15 protein-coding genes are annotated in these 16525 nt (G+C 63.7%); 6 read left to right on the top strand and 9 right to left on the bottom strand.

The window, feature by feature from the left end:
- Positions 1 to 14: 14 nt before the first annotated feature.
- Entirely contained in the window at positions 15 to 137 is a 123-nt protein-coding gene (locus HBJ55_RS22620; RefSeq protein ID WP_277345734.1) for a hypothetical protein, read from the bottom strand.
- A 154-nt stretch (positions 138 to 291) separates the two neighbouring features.
- Here HBJ55_RS22620 and HBJ55_RS19550 point away from each other — a divergent pair, with 154 nt between their 5' ends.
- Entirely contained in the window at positions 292 to 1542 is a 1251-nt protein-coding gene (locus HBJ55_RS19550) for a cation:proton antiporter domain-containing protein (protein WP_167119084.1), read from the top strand.
- A 43-nt stretch (positions 1543 to 1585) separates the two neighbouring features.
- Here the strand turns inward: HBJ55_RS19550 and HBJ55_RS19545 are convergent, their stop codons facing one another.
- From HBJ55_RS19545 to HBJ55_RS19525, 5 genes are all read right to left on the bottom strand, one after another.
- The gene (locus HBJ55_RS19545) at positions 1586 to 2710 is read right to left on the bottom strand and encodes a phospholipase D-like domain-containing protein (protein WP_338072054.1); all 1125 of its coding nucleotides are present in this window, start codon (positions 2708 to 2710) and stop codon (positions 1586 to 1588) included.
- 42 nt (positions 2711 to 2752) lie between these two features.
- Positions 2753 to 3190, bottom strand: a complete 438-nt coding sequence (locus tag HBJ55_RS19540; RefSeq protein ID WP_167119081.1) for an NUDIX hydrolase — start codon at positions 3188 to 3190, stop codon at positions 2753 to 2755.
- Between the two features lie 62 nt (positions 3191 to 3252).
- Positions 3253 to 3582: a hypothetical protein gene (locus HBJ55_RS19535; protein ID WP_167119078.1), complete on the bottom strand. Its 330-nt coding sequence runs from the start codon at positions 3580 to 3582 to the stop codon at positions 3253 to 3255.
- A gap of 299 nt (positions 3583 to 3881) precedes the next feature.
- Complete coding sequence (locus HBJ55_RS19530) at positions 3882 to 5129, bottom strand: ribonucleotide-diphosphate reductase subunit beta (RefSeq protein ID WP_167119075.1); 1248 nt, start codon at positions 5127 to 5129, stop codon at positions 3882 to 3884.
- 130 nt (positions 5130 to 5259) lie between these two features.
- The gene (locus HBJ55_RS19525; protein WP_167119072.1) at positions 5260 to 8163 is read right to left on the bottom strand and encodes a ribonucleoside-diphosphate reductase subunit alpha; all 2904 of its coding nucleotides are present in this window, start codon (positions 8161 to 8163) and stop codon (positions 5260 to 5262) included.
- A gap of 349 nt (positions 8164 to 8512) precedes the next feature.
- Here HBJ55_RS19525 and HBJ55_RS19520 point away from each other — a divergent pair, with 349 nt between their 5' ends.
- Entirely contained in the window at positions 8513 to 9226 is a 714-nt protein-coding gene (locus HBJ55_RS19520) for a winged helix-turn-helix domain-containing protein (RefSeq protein WP_167119070.1), read from the top strand.
- Between the two features lie 3 nt (positions 9227 to 9229).
- A complete protein-coding gene (locus HBJ55_RS19515; protein WP_167119068.1) occupies positions 9230 to 10870 on the top strand; it encodes an ATP-binding protein in 1641 nt (546 codons plus the stop codon).
- Here the strand turns inward: HBJ55_RS19515 and HBJ55_RS19510 are convergent.
- Positions 10857 to 11771, bottom strand: coding sequence for a LysR family transcriptional regulator (locus HBJ55_RS19510; protein WP_167119066.1), 915 nt, complete (start codon positions 11769 to 11771; stop codon positions 10857 to 10859). The genes HBJ55_RS19515 and HBJ55_RS19510 overlap by 14 nt on opposite strands.
- Positions 11772 to 11868: 97 nt before the next feature.
- On the opposite strand from HBJ55_RS19510, the gene metE reads away from it, so the two are divergent.
- Positions 11869 to 14166: a 5-methyltetrahydropteroyltriglutamate--homocysteine S-methyltransferase gene (gene metE / locus HBJ55_RS19505; RefSeq protein WP_167119063.1), complete on the top strand. Its 2298-nt coding sequence runs from the start codon at positions 11869 to 11871 to the stop codon at positions 14164 to 14166.
- A 102-nt stretch (positions 14167 to 14268) separates the two neighbouring features.
- Complete coding sequence (locus HBJ55_RS19500) at positions 14269 to 14997, top strand: MliC family protein (protein ID WP_167119060.1); 729 nt, start codon at positions 14269 to 14271, stop codon at positions 14995 to 14997.
- A gap of 3 nt (positions 14998 to 15000) precedes the next feature.
- Here the strand turns inward: HBJ55_RS19500 and HBJ55_RS19495 are convergent, their stop codons facing one another.
- Positions 15001 to 15660, bottom strand: coding sequence for a helix-turn-helix transcriptional regulator (locus tag HBJ55_RS19495; protein WP_167119057.1), 660 nt, complete (start codon positions 15658 to 15660; stop codon positions 15001 to 15003).
- Positions 15661 to 15791: 131 nt separating this feature from the next.
- On the opposite strand from HBJ55_RS19495, the gene HBJ55_RS19490 reads away from it, so the two are divergent.
- Positions 15792 to 16370 (top strand): superoxide dismutase, encoded by a 579-nt coding sequence (locus HBJ55_RS19490; protein WP_167119054.1) that lies wholly within the window; start codon positions 15792 to 15794, stop codon positions 16368 to 16370.
- Between the two features lie 62 nt (positions 16371 to 16432).
- Here the strand turns inward: HBJ55_RS19490 and HBJ55_RS19485 are convergent.
- The coding region (locus tag HBJ55_RS19485; protein WP_167119051.1) for an IS3 family transposase at positions 16433 to 16525 on the bottom strand (93 nt) is incomplete at its 5' end.

Genomic DNA, 16525 nt, shown 5'->3' with positions numbered 1-16525 from the left:
GTGGACCCGGGAACTCAGGATTCGGCTGGCTTGCGATAGTGACCGGGTACGGTGACACGCTCGCCGCTGGGAAGCTCTCGCACGTGGGTAGGAACGTAGATACGCTTGATGACGCTGCGGGACTTGCCGTTCGACATGCTCGACTCCTTGTCCGTTGAGGTCCGTACCTACTTTAAGCTAGGAGCGATTCACCGTGCAATCTTGTCTCGGCGGCGGCGATGCTCGGTTTTACGCTTTGCGTCTGATTGCCTAGTGTAGGGAAAGGGATGATACGGAGCGGAAGGAGCCGGAATGGAGCAATTGAACTTAGCGCTCGCGGTAGTGGGTGGCTTGGTGCTGGTTGTGGGCTTGCTGTCGAGCCCGCTGGATCGCTCCTGGCTCTCTACTCCACTGTTCGCCTTCCTGATCGGTGTAGCGCTGGGCCCTCATGGTCTTGATGCCCTCGACCCGATGACGTGGGGCAATGAAAAGAAAATACTCGAGGAGACGGCACGGCTAACGCTCGGCATCAGCCTGATGGGCATTGCGCTGCGCTTGCCGCCCAACTATCCCTTCGTACACTGGCGCTCGCTGCTGGTGCTGCTGGGTATCGCCATGCCGGCCATGTTCCTCATCAGCTCGTTGCTGACTCACTGGGTCATGGGCCTGCCTTTGTTATTGGCATTGTTGGTCGGTGGCTCCGTCTGCGCCACCGATCCGGTGGTGGCGTCTTCCATCGTCACTGGCGGAGTGGCAACGGAGAATCTTCCCGACAGCTATCGTCATCTGCTTTCCAGTGAGTCCGGCGCCAACGATGGCCTGGCCTACCCCTTCGTACTACTGCCGATCTTGCTGTTGTCCCTGCCTGCCGGGGATGCATGGCTCGACTGGTTCGGCAGGGTCTGGCTGTGGGAAATCGGTGGGGGCGTGCTCATCGGTATCGCGCTTGGCTGGGCTGCAGGGCGAGCTCTGCAATGGTCGGAAGGGCGTGGCTTTCTCGATCAGCCTTCTTTCCTTTCCATCACCCTGGCACTCACTATTCTGGTGCTAGGGCTGGCCCAACTGTTGGGAACCAACAGCATCCTGGGTGTCTTCGCTGCTGGCCTGGCCTTTGACCAGGAGGTGGGCGGCAAGGATCGCAGCGAGGAAGACAACGTCCAGGAGGCGGTCAATATCCTGCTGACGATGCCGGTTTTCGTCCTGTTCGGCCTGATCGCCCCTTGGTCCGAGTGGCAGGCGCTGGGCCTGCAAGGAGCGCTATTGACCCTGCTCGTGCTGCTATTTCGCCGCCTGCCCGTCATCCTGCTACTGCGACCCTGGCTGCCAGCCATGCGTAACTTGCCGATCACCCTGATCATGGGCTGGTTCGGCCCGATAGGTGTATCGGCACTCTACTACGCTACGCTGGTGTCGAGCCGCACCGGTTACGATCTGGCTTGGACGGTCGGCAGTCTCATCGTGATGGCATCGGTGGTCGCTCATGGCATCACCGCGACGCCGTTCGCCTATCGTTACGGGCGCTGGCAGCGCAGCCACCGAAAAGGGACGGCAAAGGGCGGCTAGCATGCTTGATGGCTGGTCAGGCTACCCAGTCATCAGCTCTTCCTCAACGCAGCCCGGCCAGCCAGGCGCTGACCAACGCTGCAGTACGTTCCCGAAGGCGCTGGGTTCTCGAACGCTTCTCCCATGCCTGGGCGAGAATCGGCATGCTCTCCAAGCTGTGGCTTTCGAACAGCTCGACAAGGTCGGCACAGAACGTTGGGCTCTCCACTTCCAGGTTCGCTTCCAAATTCCAGTGCAGGCTCCAGTGATCGAAGTTGCACGAGCCCACAGTGGCCCAGTCATCGACGATGCAGAACTTGGCATGGGTGAAACGAGGCTGGTACTCGTAGATCTTGATGCCGGAGTCGAGCAGCTGGCCATAGTGGCACTGCCCGGCAGTACGCACGCTGGGGTGATCGTGCCCCTTGCCCGCTACCAGTAAACGAACGTCGACGCCTCGTGCCGACGCTTCCCTTATCAGCCGGCGCAATTGGCGCGAGGGGAGGAAATAGGGGGTATAAAGCCATACGCGACGTGTAGCGGCGACAATCTGCCGGTGCAGCGAGCGGCGGATGGTCGGGCTGCGATGGCCCTCGTTCTGGACCAGCCGTGCTGCCATGCCCCCGGGCTGTGGCTGGGGTACCGCCTGCCGCTCCACCCGGGGCTTGTCGCCACGAACGCGAGGAGATTCCCAGAGATCGGCAAACAACGTAATCGCATCCGCCACCACCGGGCCCTCCGCCCTCACCATCAGGTCGAACCAGTCGCCCAGGTAGTCGTCGGTCAGACAGTAGCCGCCGGTGAAGACCACGCGGCGATCGATCAGCACCAGCTTGCGATGGGTGCGTATCAGGTTGCGGCGCAGCCGTCGCATCATGAACGGGTTGTAGTGACACAGCGCCACCCCGGCAGCCGACAGTCGGGTACGTTCTTGCTGGCCCAGGCCAGTGGCACCGAAGCTGTCCAGCAGGACGCGCACTTCGACACCGCGCCGCGCTGCCCGTATCAGCGCCTCGAAGAAACGTTGTGTCACTCGCCCGGATTCGACCAGGTACTGCTCGAGCCAGATCGACTCCTGGGCGGTATCGATGGCCTCGAGCAGAGCCGGCACGAAGCGGCGACTGTCGGGCAACAGGGTGATCCGATTGCCCTCCTTCCAGTCGGTTCCGATGATGAGCCTCCTTGCCACATCAGGCTTACATGCTAACCCGAGCGTAGGAGGATACGATCCTTAAGGCAACGCCATCGTCTTGTCGTGCCGAAGGAGCCGAATGGCCAGCGGCAGCACATAATCGCGCGTGAGTGCCGCCAGAGGAAGCTCATGTGCCTCATCAGGAGTAACCCAGCGAAGCTCGGCGATTTCCGCGGCGGCCACCGGCGAGCCTGGCGGCAGCGTGGCCTGGAACAGCCAGGCATGGACCTGACAGCCGGGCTCGTTGGCGGCAGGAGCTGTGAACTCGCCAAGCAGGCGTAGGGCGATCGGTGCTTGGCCGAGTTCCTCGCACAGTTCACGGCGTAGGGCCGCCTCGGCGGGTTCGCCGGGCTCGAGCTTGCCGCCGGCCTGCATGAAGCGTTCGGTACCTCGCTTGCGCACCAGCAGCATGCGACCCTCTGGATCGAGGATCAGTGCCGCGGCGATGCGCAAGGTGGTCTGTCGAGCTGGACTCATGAACCCGATTCCTGTTTCACGGATCGTTTGACGTCCGTCCGCTGCCGCTTGGGTAACTGGTTTCAGTGGTAGCGCGATGGCAAGCGCGTGAAGCGTACCGGAGGGCTGTACTTCTCGCCCACTGGCGCCCGTTCGGGAGCAGGGCGGACCCGCCAACCCCGCGAACTCGCCCACTCCTTGAGCTCGCGATAGTCGAGCAGCGGATATTCGCGGGAGTAGGGGTTGGGCGCTGACGAAGGGAAAGCGAAGGCTACGTGCGGGTAGCGGGCCAGGGCGTCTTCACTGTTATGGGCGGCCAAGGCAAGATCCAGTGCGTGCTGCCATGCCTGAGAATCCCCGGGAGCTTGCGTTCCACTGAGTCGAGCGTTGTCGTTTGCGTAGTAACTTCCCATGACGTTTACCTCACTTCGAAATCGTTGAAGGTCGTAGCCAGGCTTGCCGGATGGGCGGAGATCACTTTGGCGGCGAGCGGCGATGAGGCTTGATGAACACCGTCTTGGTCCCGGGCTTGGGCGAGGACCTGGCGGGTCGGGAAGGGGCTGAGCGACGATGTGGCTTCACGGAAACGCGTATTCTGGACATGACGCACCTCTTGGTTGGATACCGGGGGACTACATGAAGACTTTCGACTCCTTTTCCTGCTTGGTAAGTGCCCCACTCGACGCTGAGTGGGGCTTGTTGCTGCCGAAGCTCAATCCCAGCTGAGCGCGCCGCCCACCTGATACTCGGTGACGCGGGTTTCGAAGAAGTTCTTCTCCTTGCGCAGGTCGATGATCTCGCTCATCCACGGGAACGGGTTCTGCGCGCCGGGGAACTGTTCCTTGAGGCCGATCTGGGCCAGGCGGCGGTTGCAGATGAAGTGCAGGTACTCCTCCATGATCGCCGCGTTCATGCCCAGCACGCCGCGGGGCATGGTGTCGCGGGCATAAGCGATTTCGAGCTCGGTGCCCTCGAGGATCATCTGGGTGACTTCGTCCTGGAACTCGGGCGTCCACAAGTTCGGGTTCTCGATCTTGATCTGGTTGATCATGTCGACCCCGAAATTGAGGTGCATGGACTCGTCGCGCAGAATGTACTGGAACTGCTCGGCCACCCCGGTCATCTTGTTGCGCCGGCCCATGGAGAGGATCTGACTGAAGCCACAGTAGAAGAAGATGCCCTCGGTGACGCAGTAGAAGGCCACCAGGTTGCGCAGCAATTCCTGGTCGGTCTCGGGGGTGCCGGTATTGAAGTCGGGGCGCGCCAGCGACTGGGTGTGCTTGAGGCTCCAGGCGGACTTGGCGGCGACCGACGGGACCTCGCGGTACATGTTGAAGACTTCGCCCTCGTCCATGCCCAGCGACTCCACGCAGTACTGGTAGGCGTGGGTGTGGATCGCCTCCTCGAAGGCCTGGCGCAGCAGGTACTGGCGGCACTCGGGGTTGGTGATCAAGCGGTAGAGCGCCAGCACCAGGTTATTGGCGACCAGTGAATCGGCCGTAGAGAAGTAGCCCAGGCTGCGCTCGACGATGCGGCGTTCGTCCGCGGTCAGGCCGTCCTGGCTCTTCCACAGCGCAATGTCGGCATTCATGTTCACTTCCTGGGGCATCCAGTGGTTGGCACTGCCGTCCAGGTACTTCTGCCAGGCCCACTCGTACTTGAAGGGCACCAGCTGGTTGAGGTCGGCGCGGGCGTTGATCATCTGCTTGTCGTCGACCTCGATGCGCGCCGCCCCCATCTCGAGTTCCTCGAGACCGGCGGCCACGTCGAGCTCCTCGAGCGACTTGCGGGCCCGCGCCAGGCGGTCGCTTTCGGCCACCTTGTAGCTAGCGCTGCTCTCCTTCACCTCCTCGCTCGGGGCAGGTGCGGGCTGAGGCTTGACGGCGGAGGCCGGTGCGGCCTTGGCCGGCTGCTCGGCGACGGAAGTCTCGTCCTCGTTGAATTCGTCCCAGTTCAGCATGTTGTCCTCGTTCCTCGGAATAGATGGAAGGCATGAGAAGGAAGCGCCCTTCGGACGGAAGAGGGAGTCTCGCCATGTTCTTCCCTCCTCATCGGCGCGCAGCGCCGTCTTCCTTCTTCGCTCTTGGTCGTTACTGGCAGGCCTCGCAGCCCAGGTCGTCCATTTCTCCCGCGGAAGGCGCCCGCGAGCCGCTGCCCGCCTTGCCGGTGAGGAAATCCTCTACGCCGCGAGGCTCGCGAGTCGTTGGAGCGGATTGTGCCTGGGGGGCAGGGGCACTGCCTGAGGCCTGGTTGCTCACCGCGTTGAGCGTGCCGCGCTCGACCGTGGATTTTTCCACCGAGGTGGCACCCAGGGCGCGCAGGTAATAAGTGGTCTTGAGCCCGCGGAACCACGCCATGCGGTAGGTCACGTCGAGCTTCTTGCCGGAAACGCCCTTGATGTAGAGGTTCAACGACTGGGCCTGGTCGATCCACTTCTGGCGCCTTGCGGCAGCCTCCACCAGCCACTTCGGCTCCATCTCGAAGGCGGTGGCGTACTTTGCCCTGAGGTCTTCCGGAACCCGCTCGATGGGCTGCACGCTGCCGTCGTAATACTTGAGGTCGTTGATCATCACCTCGTCCCACAGGTCGCGCGCCTTCAGGTCGTGGACCAGATAGGCATTGACCACGGTGAATTCGCCGGAGAGGTTCGACTTCACGTAGAGGTTCTGATAGGTCGGCTCGATCGACTGCGACACGCCACAGATATTGGAGATCGTCGCGGTGGGGGCGATGGCCATCACGTTCGAATTGCGCATGCCCTGCTCGGCGATCTTCTGGCGGATGCGCTGCCAATCCTGAGTGGCAGAAGTATCGACCTCGATGTACTTCTCGCCGCGCTCGGTCTTCAGCTTCTCGATGGAGTCGATGGGCAGCACGCCTTGGCTCCACAGCGAGCCCTCGAAGCTCTCGTAGCGGCCGCGTTCGGCGGCCAGGTCGCTGGAGGCCTCGATGGCGTGGTAGCTGACCAGCTCCATCGAGAGATCGGCGAACGCCACCGCCTCTTCTGAGGCGTAGGCGATATCCTGGGCATAGAGCGCGTCCTGGAAGCCCATGATGCCGAGTCCCACCGGACGATGTTTGAAGTTGGAGTTCCTGGCCTGGGGCACCGCGTAGTAGTTGATGTCGATGACGTTGTCGAGCATGCGCACGGCGGTGCGCACGGTCTTCTTCAGCTTGTCGTCGTCGAGCTTGCCGTCGGTCACGTGCTGGGCCAGGTTGACCGAACCCAGGTTGCATACCGCGATCTCATCGACGCTGGTGTTCAGGGTGATCTCGGTGCACAGGTTGGAGGAGTGCACTACGCCGGCGTGCTGCTGGGGGCTTCTCAGATTGCACGGATCCTTGAAGGTGATCCAGGGGTGGCCGGTCTCGAACAGCATCGAGAGCATCTTGCGCCACAGGTCCTTGGCGCGTACGCGCTTGAACAGCTTGAGCTGCCCGGAGCGGGTCATTGCCTCGTACTCCTCGTAGCGCTTCTCGAAGGCGGCGCCGTAGAGGTCGTGCAGGTCGGGGCAGGTGGCGGGTGAGAAAAGCGTCCACTCCTTGTCGTCGAACACACGCTTCATGAACAGGTCGGGCACCCAGTTGGCGGTGTTCATGTCATGGGTGCGGCGGCGGTCGTCGCCGGTGTTCTTGCGCAGCTCGAGGAATTCCTCGACGTCGAGGTGCCAGGTCTCGAGGTAGGCGCATACCGCCCCCTTGCGCTTGCCACCCTGGTTCACTGCCACCGCGGTATCGTTGACCACCTTGAGGAACGGCACCACGCCCTGGCTCTTGCCGTTGGTGCCCTTGATGTAGGAGCCCAGCGCGCGTACCGGGGTCCAGTCGTTGCCCAGGCCCCCGGCCCACTTGGATAGCAGGGCGTTGTCGCGGATGGCACTGTAGATGCCGTCGAGTTCGTCGGGCACGGTGGTGAGGTAGCAGCTGGAGAGCTGGCTGCGCACGGTGCCCGAGTTGAACAGCGTCGGCGTGGAAGCCATGTAGTCGAAGCTGGAGAGCAACTCGTAGAACTCGATTGCACGCGCCTCTCGGTCGTCCTCGTTCAACGCCAGGCCCATGGCTACGCGCATGAGCATCACCTGGGGCAGCTCGTAACGCAGGTCGTCGCGGTGGATGAAGTAGCGGTCGTAGAGCGTCTGCAGGCCCAGGTAGGTGAAGGCGTTGTCGCGGGAGTGATCGAGGGCATCGCCCAGCCGCTCGAGGTCGAACTCGGCGAGTGCCGGATCGAGCTGTTCGAATTCGATACCCTTGGCCACATAGGCCTGGAAAGCCGGTTTGTAGAGTTCGGCCATATCGCCGAAGGTGGCCTCCTCGGCAATGCCGAGGAACGACAGCGCCTCGCGGCGCAGGTTGTCCTGCAGCAGACGGGCGGTGACGTAGGTGTAGTTGGGCTCTTTCTCCACCAGAGTACGCGCAGTCATCATCAGCGCCTGGGAGACGCCATCCACCGAGACGCCGTCGTAAAGGTTCTTCAGCGATTCCTCGACGATGCGGTTGGGGTCGACGTTCTCGAGTTCCGCGCAGGCATCGAACACCAGCGTCTCGATGCGGCCGAGGTCCAGCGGGCGACGGCTACCGTCGGCCAGGGTGACGTTGAGCGTGGGATGCGGTTTCTCGATCTCGGCACCGGCCGCGGCGCGGGCTCGGGCGTGCTCCTCGCGGTAGAGTACATAGGCGCGGGCGACCTTCTGCTCGCCGGCGCGCATCAAGGCCAGCTCCACCTGGTCCTGGATGTCCTCGATGTGTACGGTGCCACCGTCCGGCATGCGGCGCAGGAAGGCGCGAGCAATGGCCTGGCTGGCCTGTTCCACGAAGTCGCGAACCCGCGAGGAGGCACTGACGTTGTCGCCCTCCACGGCAATGAAGGCCTTGCGCATGGCGACGGCGATCTTGCCGGCATCGAAGGGCACCACATCGCCGTTGCGCTTGATGACGCGCAGGGTTTGCGGAGCCGTTAGCGACAGGTCGGTGGGGGCGGGGGTCTGAAGTTCCATGTGCCGGTAATCCCTTCTGCGTGGGGATGGTGTCTGTGGCGACGAAGGCATTGACAGCCGAAGTAAGGCTTGGTAAATGCACATCATCTTGTATCATTCGCTTTTGAGAACACAAGATAGTGTGCTTTTTCGCCGCCTTCAAGTGGATAACCTGTGGGCGAGCTGTGACTCGTCGGGGGGCATCCTTTGGGTTGTTGCGCAAGTCCGGGCTATGCTTCGCTGGCAAGCTGCAAGGACGCGAAATGTATGAAAGGCAGGCGAAAGAAGCTATTTCGGGTATCCTTGAACTGTAATTTGGCGGGACAGGGTGTCCCGAGTGATAACCAAGCCCAGCACGGGGATGACTAGGATGGATGACAACCTGGAAAGCAGCGACATGGAACACGTGCTGATTATCGAGGATGACGTGCGCCTGGCCGAACTCACCCGCGACTATCTCGAATCCAACGGATTCAAGGTCACGGTGGAGGCCGAAGGCTCACGAGGTGTCGAACAGATACTGACGCTGCAGCCGGATCTGGTGATCCTCGATCTGATGCTGCCCGGAGAGGATGGATTGTCGATCTGTCGCCGGGCCAGGCCCGACTATGCTGGGCCGATACTGATGTTGACCGCCCGCACCGACGACATGGATCAGGTGCTAGGGCTGGAAATGGGGGCCGACGACTACGTGCCCAAGCCGGTCCAGCCCCGGGTGCTGCTGGCACGCATGCGGGCGTTGCTGAGGCGAGCGGAGAACGCCGAGCATTCCGGTGAGGCCCGGCTCACATTCGGCAATCTCGAGATCGACAGCGCCACCCGGGAAGCCTGGCTGCAAGGTGAACGCATCGACCTGACCAGCGCCGAGTTCGATCTGCTGTGGCTATTGGCCAGCAACGCCGGCCGGGTACTCACTCGTGAGGAGATCTTCAGCGATCTGCGCGGCATCAAGTACGATGGCCAGGATCGCTCCATCGATGTCCGGGTCTCTCGGATTCGTCCCAAGATCGGCGATGACCCCAACCATCCGCACCGGATCAAGACGGTGCGCAGCAAGGGCTACCTGTTCGTCAAGGATGCCTGAGCCATGCAGCGGTTGCTGGCCGATGGCTCCTTCCTGCGTGTCTATCTGGCCTTGGCCCTGGCGCTGCTGCTGACTTTCTGCCTGGCCCTGATGGGCCTGGCACTGGTAGACCGGGTGCGGATCGAGCAGTATCGCGAGCAACTGGCCGAAGCGCCGCTACAGCTGCTCACCTGGCGGGTGGCGGCTTTGCCTGCCCACGAGCGTGGCAGTTGGCTGACCCAGCAATCGGATCTGCTCAACATACGCTTGTCGCTGCGTGAGCCGGAGGACACCGAGCTAGGCTGGTTCGATCGACGTCGTCTGGAGCGTGGCCGGGTTCTGGTAAAGGTGCACGAGGAGGAGGGCTGGCGGCTCTACCGGCGCCTGCCGCGCGAGGAGCGCATCCTGGAAGCTCGCCTCTCCGGGCTCAACGAGCGTCAGCTGCGTGGCCTGGCCCAGATGCTGGGTGATTGGCTGGCCGAAGTGGACGGCGATCGTCGCCGTCGGCGCCTCGAGGGCGTGGCCAGCGACGCCTTGCCGGTACGCCTCAACGATCTGGCCCCCGAAGGGCTCGACAGCCATCAGCTCACCCGCCTGCGTGACGGTGAACTGGTGATTCGCCTGATGCCGGGACACTGGGCGCTGACCATTCACCTTGCCGTACCGGCTGCCGACGACTCCCGCCAATGGCTGTCGATCGGTCCGGTCTCGGCGCTGGAACCCACCCCCATTTCTCTGTTGCTGCTGGTGCTGGTGATCATGCTCGGCGTGCTTGCCGCCATCATCTACCTGATCGTACGTGGCGTGGAGGCGCGCCTGGCGCGGCTCGAACTGGCCGCGGGGCGCATTGCCAGTGGCCGCCTCGATACCCGGGTCAAGGTCGACGCGGGCGGTTTCATCGGCCGCGTGGGCATGGCCTTCAACGCCATGGCGGCTCAGGTGCAGTCGCTGCTGCGTTCGCAGCAGGAGATGATCCGTGCAGTGTCACACGAGCTGCGTACGCCAGTGGCGCGCATACGCTTCGCCATGCAGATGGTCGAGGACATGACCGACGACCCCGCCGTTCACCGCCAGCTGCATGGCATCGACAGCGATATCGAGGAACTCGACCAGCTCATCGACGAGATCCTGACCTATGCACGGCTCGACAGCGGTATCGTCAACGGGGCCGAGCTGGAGCGTACCCAGGTCGATTGCCGCGCGATCGCCGAGCGAGTGATCGAGACGCTGACCCCGCTACATGCGCACCTTCGCCTGGAGCTGGCGCCGGGGCCCGAGGTGGAAGTACAGGCCGACCCGCGCTACCTGCAGCGGGCGCTGCAGAACCTGGTGGCCAATGCCTGCCGTCATGCCCGGTCACGCGTCCTGGTGCGGCTTTCTCTCGAGTCTCGCCTGGTCCGCCTGGATATCGAGGACGACGGCCCCGGCGTGCCGGCTGGCGAACGCCAAGCCATCTTCAAACCTTTCGCCCGGCTTGACGACAGCCGCACCCGGCGCAGCGGGGGCTATGGGTTGGGGCTCTCCATCGTGCAGAAGATCATGACCTGGCACGGCGGCAGTGTAGTGGTCGACGACAGCCAGGAGTTGGGCGGTGCGCGCTTCTCGTTGCTGCTGCCGCGGGGATTGCCGGCCAGCAAGGCCAAGCTGCCGGTCAAGCCGGCTTGATGCCCTCCAGCACGGCGAAGGATGTCTCGCGGGCCGTGCGCAGGAAGTCCTCCATCCACGGCTGCTCCCGGCTCTCGTCGCGAATGGCCGCGTAGAGCGTGCTCCACATGCCCGTCTCGCCTAGACCAACTGCCTTCACGTAATCGCGCTCCAGGTACTCCGTCAGTGCCCAGTTGGGTAGCGCGCAGACACCTCGGCCGCTGGCCACCAGCTGCATCATCATGATCGTGAGTTCGGCGGTGCGTATCTCGCGGGGGCGTACGCCGGCGGGATCGAGGAACTGGGTGAAGACGTCCAGGCGCGCCCGCTCCACGGGGTAGGTAATCAGGGTTTCCTCGGCCAGCTCCGCGGGCTCGATGAAGGCATGGTCGGCCAGGCGATGCTGGCGAGCGACGGCCAGCAGGCCTTCATAGCGGAACAGTGGCTCGTAGTAGACCCCGGCCAGCGGCTGCGGGTCGGCGGTGATGACCAGGTCGAGCTGCTCGCGGGCCAATGCCGGCAGCGGATCGAAGTGATGCCCGCCGGGAATGTCGATCTCCACTTCCGGCCAATGGTCGCGGAAGTAGTCGATGGTCGGCATCAGCCACTGGAAGCAGCTGTGGCATTCGATCGCCATATGCAGGCGCCCCGGCTCGTGGCCGATCAGCCGGGCCACGTCGCGTTCGGCCATGCGCACCAGCGGCAGCACCTGCTCGGCCAGGGTGAGCAGACGCTGGCCGGCACGGGTGAATTCCACCGGTCGTGACTTGCGCACGAACAGTGCGGTACCCAGCCTTTCTTCGAGGTCCTTGATCTGATGCGACAAGGCCGACTGGGTCAGGTGAACCCGCTCGGCGGCTTCCACCAGCGAGCCGGCATCGCGCAGGGCAACCAGGGTTCGCAGATGACGAAGTTCTATCATGAGTTTCTTTCAAGTTTAGAGTTAATATATTTAGTTTGATTCACGAGCAGGCGGCAGCGAGACTCTGCGACATCATTCATGCGTAGAGGGACTTATCATGACATCAGCTCATGTGCTTGGCTATCCGCGAATCGGCGCCGCCCGCGAACTCAAGCATGCCGTCGAGGCCTACTGGCGTGGCGAACTCGACCGTGACGGCCTCGAGGCCAGCGGCCGCGAGCTTCGGGCGCGCCACTGGCAAGCGCAGTGCGCTGCCGGCCTCGATCTTGTCACCGTGGGTGATTTTGCCTTCTATGATCAGGTGCTCAACGTCACCACCCTGGTGGGTGCCGTGCCGGCGCGTTTCGCCGCCGAGGAGGAGATTGCCCGCGGCGAGGTCGATCTCGACACCCAGTTCCGCATGGCCCGCGGACGTGCCCCTAGTGGTGCGCCGGCTGCGGCCTGCGAGATGACCAAGTACTTCGATACCAACTATCACTATTTGGTCCCGGAGCTGCACGAAGGGCAGCAGTTCAAACTGGCCAGCTCGCGACTATTCGATGAGGTGGCCGAGGCGCGTGCGGCAGGGCATCCGGTCAAGGTAACGCTCACCGGGCCGCTGACCTGGCTGTGGCTAGGCAAGGGACGCGAGGTCGAGTTCGACCGCCTGAGCCTGCTCGAGGCGCTGCTGCCGGTTTATGCCGAGATCCTGGCGCGCCTGGCCAAGCAGGGCGTGGAGTGGGTCCAGCTCGACGAGCCGGCGCTGGTGCAGGATCTACCGGCGGAGTGGCGAAGCGCCTTCGAATTCGCTTACAACGCCCTGCGTTCGGCACCGGTCAAGCTGCTGTTGGCCACCTACTTTGGTGGCCTGGGAGACAACCTGCAGTTGGCGGTGAGCCTGCCGGTGGATGGCCTGCATATCGACACCGTGCGCGCCCCCGAGCAGTTGACCGCGGTACTCGACAATCTGCCCGGCTACAAGGTGCTGTCGGTAGGCGCCATCGACGGGCGCAACGTCTGGCGTGCCGACCTGGGTGCCCTGCACGAGCGTCTGGCAAACGCCCGTATGCGTCTCGGCGAACGCCTGTGGATAGCACCCTCCTGTTCGTTGCTTCACGTGCCGGTGGATCTCGAAGCCGAGAAAGAGCTCGACGAGGAGCTCAAGAGTTGGTTCTCCTTCGCGCGCCAGAAGCTCGACGAGACGGTCACCCTGGCGCGGTTGCTCGGCAACCGGGGCAATGACGAGGATCGCGCCCGGGTTGCCGCCGCCACGGCAGCGTTGGACGCCCGGCGTGCCTCGCCGCGGCTGCACCGACCCGAGGTTGCCCAGCGCCTGGCCAGCATCGGTGACGCCGAACGATCTCGCGACAATCCCTACCCGGTCAGGGCCCGGGCTCAGCGCCAAACCTTGGACTTGCCTTTGTTCCCTACCACCACCATTGGCTCCTTTCCGCAGACCCCGGAGATTCGCGCCGCCCGCCGCGCCCACAAGAACGGTGAACTGGGGCGCGATGCCTACGAGGCGCAGATGCGCGACGAGATCGCCGATGCCGTCCGCCGCCAGGAGGTGCTGGGGCTCGACATGCTGGTGCACGGAGAGGCCGAGCGCAACGACATGGTCGAGTACTTCGGCGAGCAGCTCGACGGCTACGTCTTTACTCGCAACGGCTGGGTGCAGAGCTACGGCTCGCGCTGCGTCAAGCCGCCGGTCATCGTCGGCGACGTGACTCGGCCGGTGGCGATGACGGTGGCCTGGAGCCGCTATGCCCAGTCGCTGACCGAGCGGCCGATGAAGGGAATGCTCACCGGGCCCGTGACCATGCTGCAGTGGTCCTTCGTGCGTGACGACCAACCGCGGGAGGTGACCTGTCGGCAGATCGCCCTGGCCCTGCGCGACGAGGTCGCCGATCTCGAGGCTGCCGGCATCCCGGCGATCCAGATCGACGAGCCGGCGCTACGCGAGGGACTGCCGCTGCGCCAGGGCGAGTGGCAGAGCTATCTCGACTGGGCCGTGGATTGCTTTCGCCTGACCGCTTCGGTGGCACGCGACGCTACCCAGATCCACACCCACATGTGCTACTCGGAGTTCAACGACATCATTGCGGCCATCGCGGCGCTGGATGCCGATGTCATCACCATCGAGACCTCGCGCTCGAACATGGAGCTGCTCGGCGCCTTCCAGGACTTCGCCTATCCCAACGAGATCGGCCCGGGCGTCTATGACATCCATTCGCCCAACGTGCCCGAGGTGGCGTGGATGGTACAGCTGATGGAGAAGGCAGCCGAGCGCATTCCCGTCGAACGGCTGTGGGTCAACCCGGATTGCGGCCTCAAGACCCGCGGCTGGACCGAAGTGGAGCCGGCACTGGCCAACATGGTCGAGGCAGCACGGGAGCTGCGCCGCCGCTACGGTTGAGGCAGATGGTGCGCTGCGTTCGCAGCGCGTGTAACGGGCACCGGGCCGGGAGGCGCCGGTGCCTGGTATGCTGTGGCCGTTCGAACACTTCAAGGAACCGCCATGTCGCTTCGCTTCCTCACTTCCCTCCGCCCGGCGCTGTTCGTCGCCGGCTCATTGCTACTGAGCGGCTGTGCCACGGCAACGCTCGACGGGGCGCGGCCCGGCGCCGACAAGCTCGCCAGCGCGGCGCCGCTGCTGCCTTCGATGCTGTTTCCCGGCGGCGCCGAGCGCCTCGAGGCCTGGCGCTGCACGCCGCAACAGGATCTGGTCACCGCCTTCGGCGAGCGCGAGCTGCGGCTGTGGTCGGCCCACGGCGCCTACCGCCTGTCGCCGGCGGTGGTAGCCAGTGGCGCCCGTTACCAACAGGGTGACCTCAGCTTCTGGAACAAGGGCGGGGAGGCCGTGGTGGAGAGCGCCAATGGCCAACTGGATTGCAGCGCCGCCATGGCACGCCCGGCGCTGACTCGCGAGCAGCGCCCCGGCGTGATGTTCCATGGCCGCGGCAATGAGCCCGGCTGGAACGTCAATCTGGCCCACGACGCGCCCGAGCTGACCCTGGTACTCGATTACGGCGCACGAGAAATGACGCTGCCCTATCGTGTTACCGGTATGGACAATGCCAATGGTCGGGTGATGCTTGCCAGCGCGCAAACCGCTCAGCCCTTCGAGCTGCGCCTGGAGGCGCGCGCCTGCTTCGACGATATGAGCGGCGAACCGTTTCCGGCCCGGGTAACGCTGACAATAGACGGGCAGACATATAATGGCTGCGGACAGGGCATCGCTCCCTAGAGCCTAACCCTTGTCGATGCGGTAGACGCAGCGCCGCGCGCCGGCCAGCACATGGTCGGTGCGCTCGACCTGAACGTCATCTCCCAGCACGGCGCGAAAGACCTCCAACTCGGCACGGCAGAAGTCCGGGCAGGTGCGGGCGGCCTGGCAGATCGGGCAATGGTTTTCGATCAGCAGCAGGCTGCCGTCCTCCTCGCGCTGCCACTCCGCCATGTAGCCCTCACGGGTGCGGATTTCGGCCAGGCGTTCGACGCGGGCCTCGAGACTCGTGGCGGCGGCCAATGCCTGACGATACTGCGCCAGCGTTTCGCCCTGGCGCGCCTCGACCAGTCGCGCCAGCGCTTCATCGCCCAGAGTATCGCGCACGCTGAGAATCAGTCGCGATGCCAGCTCGGCATGGCCATCGGGAAAGCGGGCATGGCCGGCTTCGCTGAGACTCCACTCGATCACTGGCCGGCCGACGCCACCCGGTAGTGGGCGCTGGGTCACCAGCCCCTGCCGGGCCAGCTTGTTGAGCTGCTGGCGGGCATTCTCACCGCTGGTGCCGAGCCACTCGCCCAGGGCCGCGGCGGAGTGAGGGCCGCGTGTCTTGAGCAGGTGAAGTAGCCTTTCAGCGCTATCCGCCGGGTTGCCGAAGGCTTTTCCATCGCGATTGCTTGACATAAGGGCGGCTGGAATTAATCTAGTGGTTTCTTGGAAAATAGCGGCGGGATACTCACAAGGCAAGTCGGGAGCCATCGGATTTGCCTTGAACGAGCCCCGCCACCCACCGTGAGTAGCAAGGAGCCACAATAATGGCATTCGAACTGCCGGCACTGCCCTATGAAAAGAACGCTCTCGAGCCGCATATCTCCGCCGAGACCCTGGAATACCATTACGGCAAGCACCACCAGGCTTACGTCAACAAGCTCAACGAGCTGACCGAAGGTACCGACGACGCCAACAAGTCCCTCGAGGAGATCATCCAATCCTCCTCCGGCGGCCTGTTCAATCAGGCGGCGCAGGTCTGGAACCACACCTTCTATTGGCACTGCCTGGCGCCCAACGGCGGCGGCGAGCCGACGGGGGCACTGGCCGAGGCGATCAATGCCAAGTTCGGCTCCTTTGCCAAGTTCAAGGAGACCTTCAACGCGAATGCCGTGGCCAACTTCGGCTCCGGCTGGACCTGGCTGATCAAGACCGCAGACGGCGGCGTCGACATCGTCAATACCAGCAACGCCGATACCCCGATCGCCCACGGCCAGACTCCGCTGCTGACCATCGACGTGTGGGAGCATGCCTACTACATCGATTACCGCAACGCGCGTCCGAAGTATCTCGAGAACGTGTGGAACGTGCTGAACTGGGACTTCGTCGCACAGAATTTTGCTTGATCGAAAGCAAGGTTGCGATACGGGCCCCGCCAATATGAACTGACCCCCAATAGTTGGACGGTTCATTCAGGCGGCCCTAAGGCCTGGGCTCTGTACTCTACAGGGCTCAGGCCTTTTAGCTTCACCTTGATGCGCTCATGGTTGTAGTAGTGGAT

Source organism: Billgrantia bachuensis (assembly GCF_011742165.1).
GTDB classification, from domain to species: Bacteria; Pseudomonadota; Gammaproteobacteria; order Pseudomonadales; family Halomonadaceae; genus Halomonas; species Halomonas bachuensis.
This window is presented reverse-complemented; position numbering and strand designations above follow the sequence as displayed.

What these genes read in the sequence shown, in the direction of transcription:
- HBJ55_RS19510 (WP_167119066.1), bottom strand. Translation starts at nt 11,771, where the DNA reads ATGATAGAACTTCGTCATCTGCGAACCCTGGTTGCCCTGCGCGATGCC.
- HBJ55_RS19525 (WP_167119072.1), bottom strand. Translation starts at nt 8,163, where the DNA reads ATGGAACTTCAGACCCCCGCCCCCACCGACCTGTCGCTAACGGCTCCG.
- HBJ55_RS19520 (WP_167119070.1), top strand. Translation starts at nt 8,513, where the DNA reads ATGGATGACAACCTGGAAAGCAGCGACATGGAACACGTGCTGATTATC.
- HBJ55_RS19495 (WP_167119057.1), bottom strand. Translation starts at nt 15,660, where the DNA reads ATGTCAAGCAATCGCGATGGAAAAGCCTTCGGCAACCCGGCGGATAGC.
- metE (WP_167119063.1), top strand. Translation starts at nt 11,869, where the DNA reads ATGACATCAGCTCATGTGCTTGGCTATCCGCGAATCGGCGCCGCCCGC.
- HBJ55_RS19550 (WP_167119084.1), top strand. Translation starts at nt 292, where the DNA reads ATGGAGCAATTGAACTTAGCGCTCGCGGTAGTGGGTGGCTTGGTGCTG.
- HBJ55_RS19500 (WP_167119060.1), top strand. Translation starts at nt 14,269, where the DNA reads ATGTCGCTTCGCTTCCTCACTTCCCTCCGCCCGGCGCTGTTCGTCGCC.
- HBJ55_RS19530 (WP_167119075.1), bottom strand. Translation starts at nt 5,129, where the DNA reads ATGCTGAACTGGGACGAATTCAACGAGGACGAGACTTCCGTCGCCGAG.
- HBJ55_RS22620 (WP_277345734.1), bottom strand. Translation starts at nt 137, where the DNA reads ATGTCGAACGGCAAGTCCCGCAGCGTCATCAAGCGTATCTACGTTCCT.
- HBJ55_RS19540 (WP_167119081.1), bottom strand. Translation starts at nt 3,190, where the DNA reads ATGAGTCCAGCTCGACAGACCACCTTGCGCATCGCCGCGGCACTGATC.
- HBJ55_RS19490 (WP_167119054.1), top strand. Translation starts at nt 15,792, where the DNA reads ATGGCATTCGAACTGCCGGCACTGCCCTATGAAAAGAACGCTCTCGAG.
- HBJ55_RS19515 (WP_167119068.1), top strand. Translation starts at nt 9,230, where the DNA reads ATGCAGCGGTTGCTGGCCGATGGCTCCTTCCTGCGTGTCTATCTGGCC.
- HBJ55_RS19535 (WP_167119078.1), bottom strand. Translation starts at nt 3,582, where the DNA reads ATGGGAAGTTACTACGCAAACGACAACGCTCGACTCAGTGGAACGCAA.